Genomic DNA, 20931 nt, shown 5'->3' on the forward strand with positions numbered 1-20931 from the left:
ACATACCCAAAAATCAAGTAACGATTTCTGTATATTTAAGCCTCCATAAAAACAATACCGAACATGACCCGCTTTAAATTAACATGGCTGGCCGTCCTGCTGCTTTTCACAGGCACCTCCGGCTTCGCACAGCTGTCTGATTCCGCGTATGTACGCCAGAATTACACAAAAATTGAACGCAATATTCCAATGCGCGACGGCATTAAACTGTTTACTGCCATTTATATCCCCAAGGATAAAAAGAATAAATACCCCTTCATGATCAATAGAACCCCTTATACGGTTGCTCCATATGGTGAAGACAAATACAAAACCAGCCTTGGCCCATCTCCATTATTTCTTAGAGAAGGTTTTATTTTCGTGTACCAGGATGTCCGCGGAAAATGGATGAGTGAAGGTGAATTTGTTGATGTAAGGCCACATAATGACCATAAAAAAAGCAAAAAAGACATTGACGAGAGCTCCGATACCTATGATACCATTGATTGGCTCCTTAAAAACATCCCGGATAACAATGGCAAAGCCGGAATATATGGTACCTCCTACCCTGGATTCTACTCCTCAGCAGCATTGCCAGGCGCTCATAAAGCTTTGAAGGCGGTGTCACCGCAAGCACCCGTTACCGACTGGTTTTTGGGAGATGACTTTCACCACAATGGTGCTTTTATGCTGGCAGATGCCTTTAGCTTTTACTCCTCTTTTGGCGTACCGAGACCAAAACCAATCACCCCGGATAAAGGACCTAAACCTTTCCACTATGGAATCACCGACAATTACCGTTTTTACCTGGATTTAGGTGCCCTGAAAAACGTAAAGGAAAAATACTTTGCTGATAGCATTCAGTTCTGGAATGACCTGATGGCACATGGTAATTACGATGAGTTCTGGAAAAACAGGAACATCAGACCGCATTTAAAAGGTGTAAAACCAGCGGTTTTGGTAGTTGGTGGATTTTTTGATGCCGAAGACGTTTATGGTGCATTACATACTTATAAAGCAATTGAAGATCAAAACCCTACTGCAAAAAATAACCTTGTGATGGGCCCATGGTTCCATGGTGGCTGGTCAAGAAGTACCGGAGAAAGCTTCGGAGACATCAAATTCGGACAAGCGACCAGCACCAGCTATCAGAAAACTCTGGAATTCCCATTCTTCATGCAATACCTGAAAGATGCCCCGGATGCTAAACTTGCAGAAGCCAATATCTTTGTCACAGGAAGCAATGAATGGAAAGGTTTCGAAACCTGGCCGCCAAGAAACACAGAAAACAAAACCCTTTACTTCCAACCTGAAGGACGTTTGAGCTTCGAAAAACCAACAGCTCCGGAAAGCTTTAACCAATATGAAAGTGACCCAAATGCACCAGTTCCTTATCAGGATGGCGTGCAAGCGAGAAGAACCAGAGAATACATGATCGATGACCAGCGCTTTGCTGCCCGCAGACCAGATGTTCAGGTTTTTCAAACTGCAATATTGACTGAAGACCTGACCATGGCAGGCCCGCTAATGGCAAACCTGGTCGTTTCTACTACAGGAACAGATGCAGACTATGTCGTTAAACTGATTGATGTTTATCCGGAAGATGCACAGGCAATGGTGCCAAACCCTAAGAACATCATCATGGGTGGCTATCAAATGTTAGTGCGTGGCGAAGTCATGCGCGGAAAATTCAGAAATAGTTTCGAGAAACCAGAACCATTTACCCCTGGACAAATCACCAAAGTAAATTATAGTCTGCCTGATGTGGCGCATACCTTCAAAAAAGGACACCGCATTATGATCCAGGTTCAAAACTCCTGGTTCCCATTGGTCGATAGAAACCCACAAGTTTTCACCGATATTTACCATGCTGCGGACAGCGATTTCAAAAAAGCTACCCACCGCATTTACCACGATGCCAACAATGCCTCAGCGATTTCAGTAACCCTGTTAAAGCCCTAATTTAAGATGAAAAAGATTTTATACCTATTCCTGACCCTAGCCAGTATCAATCAGCTGGCTAAGGCTCAGTTGATGAAGCCAAAACCAGCATTTAGTCGCGCAGATACTCTAAGAGGTACTTTAAGCCCTTTGCGCAGCTGCTACGATATCAATTACTATCACCTGGATGTTAAAGTAGACATTGATCAGAAGTCCATCTCTGGTAGCAATGAATTTCGCTTTACGGCCACACAAAATTTCAACAAGCTTCAATTTGACCTGTTTGCCAACCTGAAAGTGGAAAAAGTAGTCTACAAAAATCAAGAACTCCCTTTCACAAGAGAGTTCAATGCCGTGTTTGTGACCTTCCCAGAAACCATAAAAAAAGGCAGTAAAGAAAGTTTTACGGTATTTTACTCCGGTAACCCCATCATTGCCAAAACCCCACCATGGGATGGCGGATTCATTTTCAGCAAAGACAAATCTGGAAACCCATGGGTATCGATGGCATGTCAGGGATTAGGTGCAAGCAGTTGGTGGCCTACCAAAGACCATCAAAGCGATGAAGTAGACAGCATGATGATCAGCATCAGCGTACCTAAAGATCTTCAGGACGTTTCTAATGGTCGCCTAAGAAGTGTAGTGGAAAAACCTGATGGCTATACCCAATACAACTGGTTTGTGAGCAATCCCATCAACAACTATAATGTTGCCCTATACATCGGAAAATATGCGCACTGGAGCGATGAGTTCCCAGGGGAAAAAGGAAAACTTAGCATTGACTACTGGTCTTTAAAAGAAGACAGTGCCAAAGCACGTCCACACTGGGATGCTGATGTGAAGCCCATGCTCAAATCATTCGAACATTGGTTTGGCCCTTATCCATTTTATGAAGATGGCTATAAGCTGGTGCAGGCCCCACACCTCGGAATGGAACACCAAAGCGCAGTCGCCTATGGTAACCAGTTTAAAAAAGGTTATTTGGGCCGAGACCTTTCCGGTTCTGGCTATGGTATGAAGTTCGATTTTATTACTGTTCATGAAAGCGGTCATGAATGGTTTGGAAACAACATCACCTCCAAAGATATTGCCGATATGTGGATCCATGAAAGCTTCACCAATTATTCTGAAGCCCTGTTTACGGAGTCCACACAAGGAAAAGAAGCAGGTTCAGCCTATGTCATTGGCATCAGAAAAGCCATTGCAAATGACATTCCCATCATTGGTACTTATGGCGTCAACCATGAAGGCTCGGGAGATATGTATTATAAAGGAGCCAATATGGTGCATACCATCAGACAACTAATCAACGATGATGAAAAGTTCAGGAACATCCTGAGGGGTATGAACAAAACCTTTTACCATAAAACCGTTACCACCGCAGAAATAGAAAACTATATCGCCAAACAAAGCGGATTAAAGCTCAAAAAAGTCTTTGATCAATATTTACGAACCACTATGGTGCCTGTTCTTGAATATAAAATCGATGGAAATAAATTGACTTACCGCTGGACGGATACCATAAAAGATTTCGATATGCCGGTAAAAGTAAGCTTGAAACCAGGGGAATTCTCTTTCATTTACCCAAGTAATAAATGGAAAACCATCCCCTTAACAGCCGAAATAACCAAGGATAATTTCAAAGTAGACCCTAACTTTTATATAAAAACTAAAAATATTTTTTAAATAATCGCGCAATTCTGCAACAAATTGGAATTGCATGGCGTCTTATAGAAAACCGAAAAACAATATGAAAAAATTAAGTTTACTATTCACCATCGCATTATTAAGTCTTGGGCTAGGTAGCCAAGCTAAAAACCCCATAAGAATCAGCGCTTCTCACCTTTTAAAAGAAGACAGACAAGTGAGCAACTTCAATGGAATAGCCATTGGTGGTTCCCTTAAAGTTTATGTGAAACTTGGAAATACGGAAAGCTTAAGGCTGGAAGGTGATCAGGAGGCCATAGATGAGCTGACTTCAGAAGTAAAAGATGGAACTTTAACCATCAGACCTAAAAGATCACAATGGAAAGAATGGTTCAAAAAGTTTAACAACTCTAAAGTTACTGCTTACATCACCGCTAAAAAGTTAACCAGTTTAGCCGTGTCAGGTTCAGGGAATATTGAAGTAGAACAAGCCATCAGTGCTGATGCATTCAGTACAGCAATTAGTGGCTCCGGAAATATCAAAGCAACTGTAAACTGCCAAAGCTTCCAATCTTCTATCAGTGGCTCCGGCGTACTGAACATTAGTGGAAAAGCAAAAACAGCAACAGTAGCCATTAGCGGATCTGGAAATTTCAATGGTAGAGCACTCTCTGCAGATCATGTTGAGGCGCATGTTAGTGGTTCCGGATCAATTTATATCGGTGCTAAAGAAAGCCTGACTGCTGCAATCAGTGGCTCTGGAAACATCAATTACGCTGGTAACCCGACCATAAAAAAAGCATTAGCAGGTTCTGGGAAACTAAGAAAAACTGACTAATCAAAAAAACAGAAAGCTATTCCTATAATTGGGAAACGCTTAAAATAATTCAAAAAGGCCCTGAAGTAATAATTTCAGGGCCTTTTATATTACCAACCTGGATTCTGTACCAGATTTTTTCCTTTCTCTAATTCATTATAGGCAATCGGCTGAAGATATTGTTTCGTTTCAAAAACCCTGGTTTCTACCACTGACCTCTGAAAAAATGTATTTGCATCACCGTTCATGTTCATCCCATAAAAACTTCCACCTTGTTTATCTTTTCCGGAAGGATTCTCGGCAATCATCCAGCGCCTCACATCAAAATAGCGCTGCCCTTCTGTACAAAGCTCTACCCTGCTTTCTCTTCTGATCGCTGCTCTTTGAAGCTCCTGATTTCCGGAAATCGAAGGGTTAAGAACTTCTAATTGAGGAATACCAGCTCTTTCCCGAACCAAATTCACATATTTAAGGATCAATGCATTTGAAGGATCAACTTCATTCAAAGCCTCAGCATATAGCAAATGGAATTCTGCTAACCTGAAAACAATAGAAGGCCTGAATACACTGGCAACCCCCGGACTGGTTTTATGTACTTTCCTATTGAAACGTTTATAAAGCATATAACCACTCACAGTATACTGACCACTGCGGTCATTAGGAGAACCCACAAAGAAATTAATCTCTTTATTTGAAATGTGCCATTTCCTTCCGGCAAAAAATACCGTATTGTAAAAACGTGCTTCCCTATTGATGTACATATTGGATACATTAACGCCATTATAAGCGCTTTTACCAGCCTCTGAATACAATGGGGAGGCAGGTAAAAATCCAGCATTATTTATCGGCAAACCATCTTTCATATAGAAATCATCCACCAATTCCTGCAACACACCCGTGCTTCCTAAACCGTTAGGTTCGCTTCTAGGGGTAGATCGGCGATCTAACTGATCCCCATCCATCCCTCCAAATCCATTCTTTGAAGTCGCCCAAATGATCTCCTTGTTATACACCTGGAAAAGATCATACACAGATTTATCAGGATCAAGTACACCGTTGGTATACGCTTTATACAACTCATAATTTCCCTGTTCCGCAAAATCTATAAATTCCTTCAATGCGTTAACAGCTTTCGCCCATTTCGCAGGATCTTTTGCTGGGAATAACTTTTTCCCGTCTGGATTCACCAGGCTTAAAGCTGGTGCATATCCCCCATTTAACAAAGGACTAGCGGCGTACATCCATAATTTCGCTTTCACTGCCAGAGCCACTCCTTTAGTGGGATTAGCTAAATATTGTTCATCTGTAATCGCCGACTGTGGTAATAAAGTCGCGGCATTGGTCAATTCCTTATCAATAAAAGCAACCACATCATCCACAGATTGTCTTGGCAAATCCAAATCATCCGTAGGTGCAAGCACACGATCAAGAATTGGAATAGGTCCATATTGCTCAAACAACAAATAATGATAATAGGCACGCATGAACAATGTATTGGCTTTCATGGTTTTAAATTCAGCCTCTGTCAGCTGATCTGCATCCGTTCCAGTCGCTAAAATTGGCTTCGCCTTTTCCAGGAAAATATTTGCCTGTCGGATCAAGGGATATAAGGTTCCCCATCTTTGAAAGCCCATAGTTATGCTGTTCTTAGCAGAAATATTATACCTTGCTGCATCCCCATAGCCCGCTATGACCTCATCAGTCATCGATGTCCATGGGTTTTGAATCCCGTTCATACCAACACCAATGATGGTAGAATAATCGGGAACTCCAGACATGACATTGGCATACCATCGTTTGGTATAACCCGGATTGTCAAAAATCTGATCTGTGGAGGTTAAGCCCCCTGCCAATTCATTTGATACATCTAAATAACTTTTCTTACAAGCAGCCATAGCTGACATTAAGAAAATTACAATAACCCATATTTTTAATTTCATGTTTCTCTTTTTTAAGGGGTTTTAAAAAGTAACTTCTAAACCGAAGGTGTAAGTACTTGGCAGTGGATAGGCATTTCCTCCATTGGCATTCCCAACTTCAGGATCCCAATATTTCACATCGTCCCAAACACCCAGATTATAACCCATGACATAAACTCTAGCCGTTTGCAACAGGACTTTCTTTAAAAACGACTTCGGTAAGTTGTAACCAACCTCTACGTTTTTTAATCGTAGGAAATTACCGCTCCTGAGCCAGAATGTGCTGGCTACGGTATTGTTCGCGTTATTTGTACCCCCACTGTGGATTCTCGGCATCAATGCATTTTGATTCGGATTGGCTTCAGTCCACCTGTCTAAAGCGAAAGTTCTATAGTTAGACTGGTCATTTCCCCAGGCAAAAGGATACCAACCTTCTGGGGTTGCACCGCCAAGGATAACTGAGGTATTGGAAGTTCCCTGAAAAAATGCGCTGGCATAAAAGCCTTTATACTCTGCATTTAATCCAAAACCATAGACAATTTCTGGCTTATCCGGATAAGAATGACCACCTCTTTGCCTGTCATAGGCGTCGATTTTTCCATCCCCGTTTAGATCTTTATACTTGATGTCTCCCGGGCCTATTAAACCTCCTAGCGTTGGCGTTGGCAAGCCTGGTTTAAGCTTGTAGGATTTAGTTCCATTGCTGTTGTTGCTGATTGTAAAATCGTCGTTGGTGTAAAGTCCATCCGCAATGTAAAGCACCTGCTCTCCAACTCTTGTCCCGGTCGTAGCCATCCATGGATACGGTTGTTTCAGTTCATCAAACTCGGTGATTTTGTTTCTGGCAAAGGTAAAAGTACCTCTACCACTCAGTTTAAACTCCCCGAAATTTTGTCGGGCATTAATTGTCCCATCAATTCCGTGATTCTTTACCTTACCAAAATTTTGCCATGGTGCCGATCTAAAACCTGCCAGATTTGGAATGGTCTTTCTTTGAAGTAAGATCCCCGATCTTTCAGATTTAAAATAATCTGCTTCAATCTCAATTCTTCCATTAAACAGCCCCAGGTTAACACCATAATTTTGTTTGTCTTCAATCTCCCAAACCAAATATGGTGCTTCAAATCTACCTTCCACAATTCCAGCTCCTAAGCCATTTACACCTCCTGCAGAACTTATTCCCTGGTTAAAACCTGCGGCATCCATGGTATAGGTTGGGCGATATAGAAATCTTGCTGTCCCCGTATTGTCATTCCCCGTACGTCCGATGGAAGCGCGTAATTTCAAGTTTGAAAGTACCTGTTTCAAGGCCTCCGGATAAAATTTCTCATTAGACACCTGATAGCCAACACCAACAGCTGGAAAAAATCCAAAGCGGAATTCCTTTGCAAAAGCCTCACTCCCGGTATAACCGAAGTTCCCTTCCACAAAATAGCGGTCGTCATATCCGTAGGTTACCCTACCCACCACACTTTGCTTTCTAAAGGGTAGCGGGTCATCATGATTCTGGGTTTCCTTTTGCATGTATAAGCCCATTGCACCTAAGGTATGCTTTCCAAAAGTTCGGTTATAGTTCAATGAGCTTTCCATATAAATTTTCTTTACTGAGCTGCTCGATGCGCCTGCGGCTCCCAGATCCGGAGTTCCAGAAAAGGTCTTTGAAAAGATCAATTTACCATTTGCATCTCTGCCCGTGGCGAAGTAACGACTCGGATTATAGGAACGGCGAGAACCAAAAAAACCGTCATAGTCATAACTAACATTTCCCCTTAAAGAAAGTCCCTCGGTGATAAAATTTAATTTCTGAACGATACGCACATTAGACTGTATCCCACTTCTCCATTCTTTCGCATAACCAGAATTCATCAGTTGATTGTATGGATTTCGCATGTTGGCATCACGTTCCTGTCTATAGGTCGCAATGGTTCCATCACTATATACTGCAGGAAAAACATAGGGTGGCGTCAATAACATTTGACGGAAAATACTACCCGTACCAATCCCCGGATAATTGGTCATTAAATACTGTCCACTTAGGTCTACACTAACGGTAGTAGATTTAGAAACATCCAGATCTACATTACTTCTCAGGTTGTATCTTTTCAGGCCGATATTGGTATCATATCTATTGCTCGGGTCATCTTTAAAAATGCCACTTTCTCCGTAATAAGCACCGGACACAAAATACCGCGCTTTTTCTGTCCCGCCACGGGCATTTAGGGTATACCTATGATTTGCGGTTGTTTTTTTCAACAACTCATCCATCCAATTGGTATTTGGATAAAGATCCGGATCCACCTGATTACGGTATTTATCGATCAACTCTTCAGAAAATATCGGCGATAAGCCATCATTTGCCAAGGCTTCATTGTATAAATTCAAGTAATCTACGGAACCTACAAATTCAGGTAATCTCGTCGGTTTGGCAATGCTATGTTCTGTTCTAAAAGAGATCACCGCCTTTTGAACTTTTCCTCTTTTTGAGGTAATCAAAATAACACCATTCGCCCCTTCTGCCCCGTATACAGCCGTTGCTGCTGCATCTTTCAATACGGAGAAGGTCTCAATTTCGTCGGGTTCAATATCACTGATTTTTCTGGGTACCCCATCTACTAAAATCAAGGGAGAACTTCCCCCGGCAAATGTACTGATCCCTCTGATCCAAAACTCGGAATTGTCATAACCAGGTTCTCCGGAACGCTGAATAGCAAGTACGCCAGACACCTGACCTGCAATATTATTGGTTAAATCCCGGGTTGGAAACCTCAATTGTTCCCCCTTTACACTGCTAATGGAACTTACTACACTTTCTTTTTTCTGTGTACCATAGCCCACCACCACTACATCTTTCAGGTTATTTTCTTCTGCACGCAATACCACGTTGATATCATCTATTCCACGCACAGCAACTTTTTGTGTTTTATAACCGACATAAGCAAATATCAAACTGTCCTTTAACTCCACCTCAATGGAATATTTACCGGTATTACCGGTCACAGTGCCCTTGTCTGTTCCCATGACGCGAACAGAAACACCTGGTATCGGCAACTCCATTTCATCTTTTACCGATCCGGATACTTTAAAAGATACCATACTCTTTTTCACGGGTAAGGATGCTCTTTCTTTAACAATGATAGTTCCTGGCTCTAACACATAGGTTAAAGGTTGATTGATAAAACAAGTGGCCAAAACCGCTTCTAAGGAAGCTTTTTTAACATTTATGGTGACTGGTTTTGCTGCATCAATATTGGTGGAGATAATGAGCAGGTTATAACCCGTTTGTTTTTTTATTGACTTTAAAACTGTTTCAAGCTTCGCATTGGTCTCGGAGAGGGTTACTTTTTTCTGAGCAATGGTGCTGGCGTTGACATGCAGTAGAACTGTGGTTAGCAGTATAACAGTAAGCTTCATGCTGAGTATAATTTTCTTTCCCATACTGGAATTCCAGTACGATTTAAAATCGTAAATTTTCATACATTTGGTTAGTTTGGTTTAGGAAAATGAGGACAAAAGAATACCCCTTCATCTTCGGTTGCAGATAAATTATTTGAACGTAATTGGCAGACTAATCCAAACTTTTATAAGCCGGAGTGCTGTGAACACTCCGGCTTTTTTAGGGGTTAGTAAGCGTAATCTAGTAGCATTATGGCATCACGAAAACCCTCCTTCCTTTTAATTTAAATTTGAATTTGTCTGTTTTTTCGAGCAGACGAAGTACCTCCTCTAAATTTTTATCCCGGGATACGGATCCGATCACTTTTACATGGTTGAGGCTACCATCATAGACAATATCGACATCATACCAGCGCGATAACTTCTTTAGGATCCCTTCCAGGTTGTCGTTTTCGAAAACAAAAAAACCATTCTTCCAGGCAATCACTTCCTCGACATCGATTTGTTTGATTTTCAACCCTGCAGGAGTCCTGACCGATTGCTGCCCTGGTGCTAATACCTGATTTCCAATTCTTACCGCACCTTCCAGCAAGGTGGTTTTAAGATTAGATTCATCCGGATAGCTGCTGATATTAAAATGTGTACCTAATACCTCCACCCCTTCTGTTAAACCAGCAGCACCCACCGCCGTCACCTTAAATGGCTTTAGTTTGTCTTTGGCTACTTCGAAATAAGCTTCCCCACTGAGCAACACCTCCCGTTTTTCAAGCTTAGCAAAACTTGCAGGAAACCTCAGCGTGGAAGCGGCATTCAGCCACACTTTAGTCCCATCTGGTAGTATGATCTGGTATTGTCCCCCTTTAGGAGTTTCCAAAATATTATATTTTTCAGGAGCAGGCAGCTCAGAAACCTGACCTGCTTTCGGATCTCCCAACGTTTGATAAATTAATTCTCCATCCTTGGTTTTTACAATGGAAATTCCAGATTCTTGAGCCAGATTACCGTTTTTAATATCATTCAAAAACAACTGGGAGCCATCCGAAAGGGTTAATATTGCTTTGTTACCACCAGGAGCAATCATTTTGCTGGCAAGCCCATCCCCTGATTTTAAGAATTTTTGATGGCCAAAAAACACCAATCCAACAGCCACAATCAATAAAATGGAGGCCGCCGCCAGGTATTTAAAGACCCGGTATTTCATCGGTGCTTTTAAAATGATGCGCGGATTGCTTTGAACGCTTTGTTCAGCTTTCGACTTCGATAAAATAAGAGCCAATCGCTGGTCAAGTCGTTCCTGAACACCTGCATCAATTTCCGCTGGAAAAACCTCCTTAGCTAGGGTATTCCGAATTAACTGACCATAAATTTCCTGATATTGATCCTCTTTTACTTTGTCAAGGAAGGCCTCAAGTTCTGCTTCAGAGCATTGATTATTCAATAACCTATGAAATTCCGTTAAAATATGATCCTCCATATATAAAGCATTCTTTGACTAAAGACGCCTCAAAAAAGAATATAGGGGGGGGCTATTTATTTTTTATTTCAGCAATAAAAAGAGCAGGATACTCAGCGAGATATCGAGGTGCCCCATCAGGTACTCTTTCACTAAAAAACTGGCTTTAGTTAAATACTCTTTGACAGTATGGACAGAAATACCCATTTCCTCTGCGGCTTCTTTATAGGTATAGCCATCAATTTTACAAAGTTGATATACTTTTCGTTGCTGGACAGATAATTTATTTAATGCCTTTTCCAGCAGTTCTTCACTCTGTTTCAAATGCAAAGATTCTTCGATATGAGAATAATATTCAGTAACGACCTTACGAAATCGCTCCTGCATCTTCTGGTTCCGCTGAAGCTTTCTAAAGAAATCGTAAACCAGATTTTGTCCTGTTTTATAGAGGTAGGCCTTAAAATCGACGACGGTATGGATCAGTTCTCTTTTATGCCAGATTTTTGTAAAAAGCTCCTGAACCAACTCTTCGGCAATTTGTTCATCTTTCACCATTTTCAGGATATTCACATACATCTGCCCACTGTACATTTTATAAAAATGGGTAAATACAGATTCATCGCCGTTTTTAAGTTTAAGTAGCAATTCTATTTGGCCAATATCTTCTAACTGTTGCTCAGCCATTCAGCATATATTTGTCTAAGTTGATAACCAAATATAATAACTTAACTCAGATAAACAGCCCTTTAAATCCTCCCTAAGTTCCAAAAAAAAGAGGTTGCTCATCTTTTACAGATGAAGCAACCTCTTTTCATATACTTGAAAAATTAAGCTTAGATGCCTAAAAGTAATCTAGCTGGATCTTCTAATAATTGTTTCACTCTTACTAAGAAACCTACAGATTCTCTACCATCAATGATACGGTGATCATAAGACAATGCTAAATACATCATCGGACGAATCACAACTTCACCTTTTTCTGCAATAGGACGCTCAATGATATTGTGCATACCCAAAATTGCCGATTGTGGAGAGTTGATGATTGGCGTAGACATCATAGAACCGAATACACCACCGTTAGTGATTGTAAAGGTACCACCAGTCATCTCTTCGATAGTCAATTTGCTATCACGAGCTTTAGTCGCCAATTCAATAACTGTTTTCTCAATTTGAGCCAAAGTCATGCTTTCTGCATTTCTAATGATTGGAACAACCAATCCTTTTGGTGCAGAAACAGCGATAGAAACATCTACAAAATCATTGTAAACTACCTCTTCACCATCGATTCTTGCATTTACTGCAGGGAAATCTTTTGCTGCTTCACAAACTGCTTTAGTGAAGAAACTCATGAAACCTAGTCCAATACCATATTTTTCTTTAAACTGATCTTTATATTTCGAACGAAGGTCCATGATTGGCTTCATGTTTACCTCGTTAAAAGTAGTCAACATTGCCGTTTCGTTTTTCACCGCTACCAAACGTTTGGCAACTGTCTTACGCAATGGCGACATCTTTTGTCTGCGTTCTCCTCTTGCACCTGCAACCGCAGTTACAGCTGGAGCAGCAGCAGGAGCAGCCGCTTTTTTAGGGCTTGCTTTTTCTGCTTTTAAAGCATCTTCTTTAGTGATTCTTCCGTCAACACCTGTACCTTTTACAGCCGCAGCATCAACACCTTTTTCTGCAAGGATTTTTCCAGCAGATGGAGAAGGCGTACCCGTTGCATAGCTGTCACCAGATTTTGCAGCAGCCACAGGAGCGGCAGCTTTATCTTCAGCAACAACAGCTTTAGGAGCTTCCTCTGCTTTAGCAGCAGGAGCAGCACCACCTTCTTCAATATTACAAACGACTGCACCAATAGCCAGGGTATCCCCTTCAGCAGCAACAATCTTTAAAGTTCCAGCCTGTTCTGCAGTTAATTCAAAAGTTGCTTTATCAGATTCTAATTCCGCAATCACTTCATCCATTTCCACTGCATCACCATCATTTTTCACCCAACGTGATAAAACAACTTCGGTGATTGACTCGCCTACCGGCGGAACTTTTATTTCTATACTCATAACTGATGTATTATATTTTTCTAATCTACATTATATACTTTACTCACAGACTTTTTAGCAATGTCTTGCTCTGTTTTAGAAACAGCTACTTCAAAAGATTTCGCTAAAATATACGCTTGCTGATCCGCATGTTGTTTTGCAAAACCAGAAGCTGTACTGCTACTTTCTTTTCTTGAAATCACTTCGATATCACTAAAGATAGTTTTTCTTAACCTACGCAACAAATATGGCCAAGCGCCCATGTTCTCAGGCTCTTCCTGAACCCAAACCGCTTCCTTAGCATTTTTATATTTAGCGTAAACAGCTTCCATCTGTGCTACCGGAGTTGGGTACAATTGCTCTACCCTTACTATAGCCACATTTTTAACCTGATCTTTTTGTTGTTTTTCTAATAGCTCGTAGTAAATTTTACCGCTACAGAATAATACTCTGGTTACTTCAGCTGCTTTCACATTTGCATCATCAATCACTTCCTGGAATTTACCTTCCGTAAAGTCGGCTAATTTAGAAACACAGGCAGGGTGACGTAAAAGACTCTTTGGTGTAAAGATCACCAATGGTTTTCTGAAGTCACGTTTAAATTGTCTGCGGATCGCATGGAAGAAATTTGCAGGCGTTGAACAGTTGGCAACTTGCATGTTATAGTCTGCACAAAGCTCCATGAAACGCTCAATACGTGCGGAAGAGTGTTCCGGACCTTGGCCTTCATAACCATGTGGCAATAACATCACCAAACCATTTTCACGTTGCCATTTCGTTTCCGCACTGGCAATATATTGATCTACTACAATCTGAGCACCATTGAAGAAATCACCAAACTGTGCTTCCCAAATCGTTAATGCATTTGGATTTGCCATGGCATAACCATATTCAAAGCCCAATACACCATACTCAGACAAGTGAGAATTGTAAATATCAAAAGAAGCCTGACTAGCTGATACATGTGCCAATGGGATATATTCTTCTTCAGAATCTTCCAAAGTCAATACCGCATGACGGTGAGAGAATGTTCCTCTTTCCACATCCTGACCACTCAAACGAACACGTTTGCCTTCGGCCAATAAAGTACCATAAGCCAATTGCTCGCCCATTGCCCAATCAAACACATGTGTCGTATTGGCCATTTTGCTACGCTCGTCAAAAAGCTTCTCAATTTTCTTGAAGAACTTTTTATCCGAAGGAAGCGTAGAGATCGCTTTCGCTACCTCCAATAAAGTGGCCTCATCTACTGAAGTATTCGGAGAAGTTTCGAAATCTTTTACGGTAGCAATACGCATATCTTTCCATGCACCACCAAATTTCACATCCTGATACGTAGAAGTGATCGCTTTAGCGTCATTTAAGCTTTCTTGCAAAATACCACGGAATTCTTTTTCCATTGTTTTTGCAGCAGTAGCTTCTAATTTACCTTCTTTAACCAATTGTGCTACATAGATATCACGAGGATTTGCATGTTGCTCAATCGCTTTGTACAATAAAGGTTGGGTAAATTTAGGCTCATCAGACTCATTATGACCGAATCTACGGTAGCATAAAATATCGATGAACACATCATTTTTATATTTCTGACGGTACTCCATGGCCAGATTAATCGCATAAACCAAAGCCTCTACGTCGTCACCATTTACATGGAAAACCGGTGATAAAGTTACTTTAGCGATATCTGTACAATAAGTACTCGAACGTGCATCTTTATAGTTGGTGGTAAAACCAATCTGGTTGTTGATGATCAGGTGAATGGTACCTCCGGTTTTATAACCATCTAAACCAGCCATTTGAATCACTTCATAAACAATCCCCTGACCAGCGATAGAAGCATCACCATGAATCAGAATTGGTGCTATACGGGCATCATCACCATCATATTTAAAATCTATTTTCGACCTGGTCATTCCTTCAACCACTCCGTTTACTGTTTCCAGATGCGAAGGGTTAGGGCATAAGCTCAAGTGAACATTTTTACCATCATTGGTGGTTACATCCGTAGAATAACCTAAGTGATATTTCACATCACCACCAAACGGCGATTCTGCGCTATATCCTTTACCTTCAAATTCAGCGAAAATATCCTTGTAAGACTTTTGCATGATGTTAGCCAAAACGTTCAGCCTTCCACGATGCGCCATACCAATTACAAATTCCTGAATACCTAATGCAGCACCCTTTTCAATCACAGAGTCCAATGCCGGGATTAATGCCTCAGCACCTTCCAGAGAGAATCTTTTTTGTCCAAGGAATTTTGTTCCAAGGAAATTCTCAAAGCATACAGCCTCATTCAATTTGGTAAGGATTCTTGTTTTTTCGTCGATAGAGAAATTAGGCGTATTGCGAACACTTTCCATTTTTTTCTCAATCCAGGTCAATACTTCCGGGGTACGTACGTACTTGTACTCCGCACCGATAGAACGGCAGTAAGTCTGGTTTAAGAAAGCAACGATTTCGCTTAATTTAACCGCTCCGATTCCCAGCTCGATACCTGCATTGAATACAGTATCCAGATCAGCATCAGACAAATTGAAATTTACCAGATCTAAAGTCGGCAAATGCTTACGTCTTTCTCTAACCGGGTTCGTGTGAGTAAACAAGTGGCCACGCTGACGGTAACCGTTGATCATGTTTAAAACACTAACTTCTTTTAGGAAATGTTCAGGCGTTTCCTCTCCGGTTACCGGAGATGAGCTTCTGCCGAAGTCAAAGCCTTCAAAAAATTTCTGCCAACCAAATTCAACCGAATTGGGATCTTCCTTAAATGCTTGATAAAGGGACTCTACGTATTCGGCATTTTCGCCGCTGAGATAAGATAAATTATCCATTATGTGTATATATGCTATATTGAAGCAAAATTAGGATTTTACCTATTAAGTAGGGCAATTTTCTTTATAAATATTCCAAAAAATCCGTCATATCACGGACATTCTTTAGCGGTGTTAGCCGATCTTGAACAAGGATATCAAATTCAGAGATTAAACTGCCTGCAACTAACAGGGGCACATTAAGGTGATCCATCACTTTGCCTATAATTTTATTTACATTTTTACCCAGATTTAAAGAGGTTAAAACCGTAAAGGCAAAATCTGGCCGATACGAATCTGCAACTTTTTTTAGATCTGAATAAGGGGTTTCTAATCCGAGATACAAACTATCATGTCCCCGGCTCTTCAATAAGTAACGGGCAAAAAGCAGGCCATTTTCATGCATTTCGGCCTCCGGAAGGAAAAGAAGGAATTTTTTCATTTTTGACCGCTTGGGTTGCCCCACTTTATTGATCTCAATAATGATCCTTTCCCGAATGAGGTTGGAAGCAAAATGTTCATGTGCAGGGTCAATTGAACCAGTTTGCCAGAGCATCCCAATTTTTTTCATAAATGGGAAAATCACCAAATCCATGGTCTTCGTTAAACCCATTTCTACAATACAAGTGTTCATCACCTTCACAAATTCAGGTTCATCAAAAGCAATGGTTGCTTTACACAAACCAATCATCTGCAAAGACTCCGGATTCAATTCATTTTTCAACTGCCCGACAAGATCAGAAATCACCGCCCTGTCCATCCGCGCAATCTTACTGATCTTATAGCCATTCTCATTCAGAGCCACTATATTCAGCAAGGTTCTGAGGTCCTCCTCGTTGTAAAACCGGATATTGGTTGCGGTACGTTTTGGTGGGACCAGGTTATACCTCACTTCCCACGCCCTGATGGTATGCGCTTTAATACCAATCAGGCCTTCGATATCACTTATTGAAAATTTCCTCACGTTATAGGGACAACAAACGTTTCTGCGCTTTGTTTAAAAAACAAAACCAGCATAAAATCAGCCTTTCATTAAGGATAACCGCTTCACCTGGCTTGCAAAACGCCTGCCTATTGGGATTTCAAGCGTATTGATCTCCACATCATAACTGGTAAAAGCGGTGATTCGTTTTATAGAAACAATAAAAGACCTGTGAATCCGCATAAACAGCTGATGTGACAACATTGATTCCAATGCACTTAGGGAGTGCTTAACCAACAAAGGTGCCTCCTGGTCCCGATAAATTTTAATATAATCCTTGATGCTCTCTATATAGATAATCTGGTCTAAAAAGACTTTTACCGTCTTTCTATTCGCACGAAAACAAATAAAATCCAAGCTGGATTCAGGAAATTTATCCTGAACAGGAACTCCCCTATCGATCACTTTATTTACGGCCTTCAGAAACCGCTCTAAACTAACCGGTTTTAGCAAAAAATCCACAGCATCCAATTCAAATGCTTCTACCGCATAAGCTTCATGGGAGGTGACAAAGATCACTTTGGGCGGATGTTGCAGCGTTTTAATCAGACTTGTCCCCAGTAACCGGGGCATTTCTATGTCTAGAAATATTAAATCCACTTTCTCTGTCTTCAAAATTTCCATCGCCTGAAAAGCATTGCTGCAAACACCAACCAGTTCCAACTGATCCACAAGAGAAATGTACTGCTTGAGTATCTTCTGTGCAATTAACTCATCATCTACCAGTAAACATTTTAAGTTCATCTTTTACGTCTTTTGAAAAATTATAAAAACCCAGTCTTTGTCCAAAAGACGGATCATAAATTTAAAACACAAATTCGGGGGATGAATTCAGGACGGGCTTTCCATAAAAAACCAGCACTATTGTAACAACACCGGAACAGCACAAAACGTTTTCCATGAAACAACATAAAATCAGATACCAACGACCTGATATTAACCCTCAACTCCAATTTTCAATCCACAATTCAGTTTATGCGATTAAATAGGTTGTATAAACGTAGACTTCTGGTATCGGGATAAATTTGATTTTTAGTATCCCCAAGTCAGCTATATTTATTAGACATTTAAATCCTATTAAAATGAAAAAGTTAATCATTTCCCTCGCGATGACCGCTTCTCTGATGTTCATGGGCCTGAAAAATGCAAATGCACAGATTACCCTTGAAACTGTTACCATCAAAGGGAATAGTACAAAAGCGGTGGTCTCAGAAAAGGTAGCCAATTCCTTCAACCATTTTTTTAAAGATGCAACTCAACCTCAATGGCTGGAAATAAACAAAAGATTTGTTGTCAATTTCATTCTGGATGACCAAAAAAATAAAGCCGTATTTACAAAAGGTGGCTTATTGATGTATCAGCTTAGTTACGACGCAGCAAAAAACCTCCCTGATCAGATTAAAAAACAAATTCAAGAAACGTATCAAGACTTTGACATCACTTCTGCCATCAAGGTGAAAACAGGAAATGATGTAATTTGGTTGGTCAATTTAGAAAGTAATAAAAGGATTCTGATCGTCAGGGCTACAGATGAAGACATCAGTGTGATCGATACCCTCCAAAAACCTTAGCTAGCTAAAGAAGGCGTATCAGTAACCTGCACTTCCAATAGTTTGATGTGTTTTTCCAGGTCAAAAGTATTCTTAGATTTAAGGTCCTTACCTACGCCGGCAACATTTGCCCAATTTCCCCAATTGCTTGCCGGTGCATAGTCTATCAACTTTTCCTCAAAATACAATGCACCACTGGTCCAGTGTATTTTCAAAATATGAATTAGAAAAGTGGATACCAGTAAGCGTCCGGTATGGGTGATAAAACCATTCGTATTTAATTCCTGCATGTATCGGTCAATGATTGGGTGACCAGTATTGCCGTTTTTCCATTTCAGCAAATCAGGATGTTCATTTTCCGTAGGATTGAAAAACTCCTGCTCAAAAGCTTCCGGATCCTGAAAAAATGCGATGCCATGTTTTTTAAACATGAACCTGAAATAGTCGCGCCACAATAAACCCAAAAGAATGTGATTAAAATTCGTATTCCCGCCAAATTCCGCTTCCCCCTCCTTCAGCATCCAATATACTTTCCTTGGCGACAAACAACCTATGGAAAGCCATCCAGATAATCTGGAAGAAAAACCTGGCTTATCTCCTGTGTTTTTTAATGGTTTCTGATGAATTTCTGCACCTTCCAGCAACAATTCCTTCAAATGTGCTAATCCGGCATCCTCGCCACCAATAAATTCAAAAGCAGGAAATTCCTCGCGATCGGCTTCAAAACCTAAATCGGCAAGACTTGGTAAAACGCCCCAATCTTCATTCTCCACAAAAATGATCTCCTCAGGACTGAGAAAACAAGATTTCACCATTGCGTCCCGCTCTGTTTTTTTCTTGAATTGTGCAAAAACATCTGGGATATCCTTAATAGGAAAAGGAAGGTCTTCCTTATTATATAAGGTATGGCCAATAAAATGTTTTAAGTTGACCTTCTGTTTCCACAAAAGATCTTCTATTCTGGTCGAGACCATAGTCTCTTCCGGAGCCACTTCCCGGTGGTGGTAGACTTCAGAAATGTCAAAATCAGTCACTAGTTTTGCCATAAAATCTTCCGGACGTCCATGAACCAACAAGATATCACCACCAAGGTTTTGAAAAGACAACCTTAAGGCGGCTACGCTTTCCAATAAAAATTTTGCCCTATGGAAACCTGTCTTTAAAGTTCCAAACCTGGTCTCCTGAAAATACTGAGGATCAAAAAAATAAACCGGCAAAATACTCTCAGATTTAGCAAGCGCTTCAACCAACATTTCATTGTCGTGTAATCGAAGATCATTTCTAAACCAGACTAGTATTCTTTTAGATTTCATTAAGGACTGAATAACTGACATAACAATGAACAAAAATATACGAATTTTTAGCTTAGTACGAATTCATAAAGCAATATTTACAAAAGCGCAACAAACATTTGCAGATAAATCAGTGATATTAAACTAATCACATAATTATTGGTTATATAAAACATGAACAAACAGGTACTAATTACCGGAGCAACTGGAATGATTGGCCAAAAACTCATTCAAATACTCCTGGATAAAGGCTATCAAGTCTCTATATTGTCGAGAAAAAAGATTCAGATCAATGGGGTAAAAGTATATTTATGGGACCTAGATCAATCCACTATTGACCCGGATTGCTTGTCAGGCGTAGATACCATCATCCACCTCGCAGGGGAGAATATTGCCTCAGAAAAATGGACCGCAGCACGCAAGAAAAAAATCATCAATAGCCGTGTTTTATCGGCGCAGCTCCTATACAAAACTATAAAAGAACAAAAAGCCCCCGTTAAAAACTTCATCTCTGCCTCTGCACTGGGTTATTATGGGGATACTGGCGATCAAATAGTAACTGAGGAGCACCCGAATGGCCAGGGATTCCTCGCCCTTTGCTGTCGGGAATGGGAAGCAGCAGCCGATCAAGGTCTCTCCATGGGGATCAGAGTAGTGAAATGGAGAATAGGATTTATCCTGGCCCATAACGAAGGTGCCCTCAAAGCAATGGACAAACCGATTCGCTATTACCTGGGCACTGGACTCGGTAGTGGAAAACAATGGACTCCCTGGCTGCACATTGATGACCTCCTTAAAATGTTTAGCGATTCCATTGAAAACCAGCGCTACTCCGGTGCATACAATGCCTGTACACCGCATCCGGCTAGCAATCTTAGCCTCACAAAAGCGATAGCCAAACAATTGCATCGCCCCGTTTGGCCAATCAATGTACCTGAATTTATCTTAAAGATTATCCTGGGAGAACTCAGTGAACTGGTGCTCAACAGCAATAATGCAAGTTCAAAAAAACTCTTGGATACGGGATTTAAATTTAAATATCCGGAACTTGATCTCGCTTTATCCGATATTTACCGCGCATAAACACGCAAAAAACAAAAGGTATAAAT

The 20931-nt window shown here is 40.7% G+C and carries 14 protein-coding genes; 5 read left to right on the forward strand and 9 right to left on the reverse strand.

The window, feature by feature from the left end:
- Positions 1 to 63 precede the first annotated feature (63 nt).
- From GM920_RS12555 to GM920_RS12565, 3 genes are all read left to right on the forward strand, one after another.
- Positions 64 to 1941 (forward strand): CocE/NonD family hydrolase, encoded by a 1878-nt coding sequence (locus tag GM920_RS12555; protein WP_182957719.1) that lies wholly within the window; start codon positions 64 to 66, stop codon positions 1939 to 1941.
- A gap of 6 nt (positions 1942 to 1947) precedes the next feature.
- Positions 1948 to 3606 carry a M1 family metallopeptidase gene (locus GM920_RS12560; RefSeq protein WP_182957722.1) on the forward strand — a complete coding sequence of 553 codons (1659 nt, stop codon included), beginning with the start codon at positions 1948 to 1950 and terminating at the stop codon, positions 3604 to 3606.
- A gap of 64 nt (positions 3607 to 3670) precedes the next feature.
- The gene (locus GM920_RS12565) at positions 3671 to 4405 is read left to right on the forward strand and encodes a head GIN domain-containing protein (RefSeq protein ID WP_182957724.1); all 735 of its coding nucleotides are present in this window, start codon (positions 3671 to 3673) and stop codon (positions 4403 to 4405) included.
- An 89-nt stretch (positions 4406 to 4494) separates the two neighbouring features.
- Here the strand turns inward: GM920_RS12565 and GM920_RS12570 are convergent, their stop codons facing one another.
- The 8 genes from GM920_RS12570 to GM920_RS12605 all read right to left on the reverse strand — a co-directional run bounded on the left by GM920_RS12570 (position 4495) and on the right by GM920_RS12605 (position 17724).
- On the reverse strand, positions 4495 to 6324 hold the full coding sequence (locus tag GM920_RS12570) for a RagB/SusD family nutrient uptake outer membrane protein (protein WP_182957727.1): 1830 nt from the start codon (positions 6322 to 6324) through the stop codon (positions 4495 to 4497).
- A gap of 21 nt (positions 6325 to 6345) precedes the next feature.
- Positions 6346 to 9777, reverse strand: a complete 3432-nt coding sequence (locus GM920_RS12575) for a TonB-dependent receptor (RefSeq protein WP_182957730.1) — start codon at positions 9775 to 9777, stop codon at positions 6346 to 6348.
- 169 nt (positions 9778 to 9946) lie between these two features.
- Positions 9947 to 11170, reverse strand: coding sequence for a FecR family protein (locus GM920_RS12580; protein WP_182957732.1), 1224 nt, complete (start codon positions 11168 to 11170; stop codon positions 9947 to 9949).
- 63 nt (positions 11171 to 11233) lie between these two features.
- The gene (locus GM920_RS12585; protein WP_182957733.1) at positions 11234 to 11833 is read right to left on the reverse strand and encodes an RNA polymerase sigma factor; all 600 of its coding nucleotides are present in this window, start codon (positions 11831 to 11833) and stop codon (positions 11234 to 11236) included.
- Positions 11834 to 11982: 149 nt separating this feature from the next.
- Positions 11983 to 13206, reverse strand: a complete 1224-nt coding sequence (gene odhB / locus GM920_RS12590; RefSeq protein ID WP_182957735.1) for a 2-oxoglutarate dehydrogenase complex dihydrolipoyllysine-residue succinyltransferase — start codon at positions 13204 to 13206, stop codon at positions 11983 to 11985.
- A gap of 20 nt (positions 13207 to 13226) precedes the next feature.
- Positions 13227 to 16019, reverse strand: a complete 2793-nt coding sequence (locus GM920_RS12595) for a 2-oxoglutarate dehydrogenase E1 component (RefSeq protein ID WP_182957737.1) — start codon at positions 16017 to 16019, stop codon at positions 13227 to 13229.
- Between the two features lie 64 nt (positions 16020 to 16083).
- Positions 16084 to 16962: a MerR family transcriptional regulator gene (locus tag GM920_RS12600; RefSeq protein WP_317171544.1), complete on the reverse strand. Its 879-nt coding sequence runs from the start codon at positions 16960 to 16962 to the stop codon at positions 16084 to 16086.
- A 57-nt stretch (positions 16963 to 17019) separates the two neighbouring features.
- The gene (locus tag GM920_RS12605) at positions 17020 to 17724 is read right to left on the reverse strand and encodes a LytR/AlgR family response regulator transcription factor (RefSeq protein WP_182957739.1); all 705 of its coding nucleotides are present in this window, start codon (positions 17722 to 17724) and stop codon (positions 17020 to 17022) included.
- 338 nt (positions 17725 to 18062) lie between these two features.
- Here GM920_RS12605 and GM920_RS12610 point away from each other — a divergent pair, with 338 nt between their 5' ends.
- Entirely contained in the window at positions 18063 to 18551 is a 489-nt protein-coding gene (locus GM920_RS12610; RefSeq protein ID WP_182957741.1) for a hypothetical protein, read from the forward strand.
- Here the strand turns inward: GM920_RS12610 and GM920_RS12615 are convergent.
- Positions 18548 to 19843: a DASH family cryptochrome gene (locus tag GM920_RS12615; RefSeq protein WP_182957743.1), complete on the reverse strand. Its 1296-nt coding sequence runs from the start codon at positions 19841 to 19843 to the stop codon at positions 18548 to 18550. The two genes, GM920_RS12610 and GM920_RS12615, sit on opposite strands and share 4 nt — an antisense overlap.
- Positions 19844 to 19996: 153 nt before the next feature.
- Between GM920_RS12615 and GM920_RS12620 the strand changes: the two genes are divergently transcribed.
- On the forward strand, positions 19997 to 20905 hold the full coding sequence (locus GM920_RS12620) for a TIGR01777 family oxidoreductase (protein ID WP_182957745.1): 909 nt from the start codon (positions 19997 to 19999) through the stop codon (positions 20903 to 20905).
- Positions 20906 to 20931: the final 26 nt, after the last annotated feature.

The organism is Pedobacter gandavensis, from assembly GCF_014172405.1.
Lineage (GTDB): Bacteria > Bacteroidota > Bacteroidia > Sphingobacteriales > Sphingobacteriaceae > Pedobacter > Pedobacter gandavensis.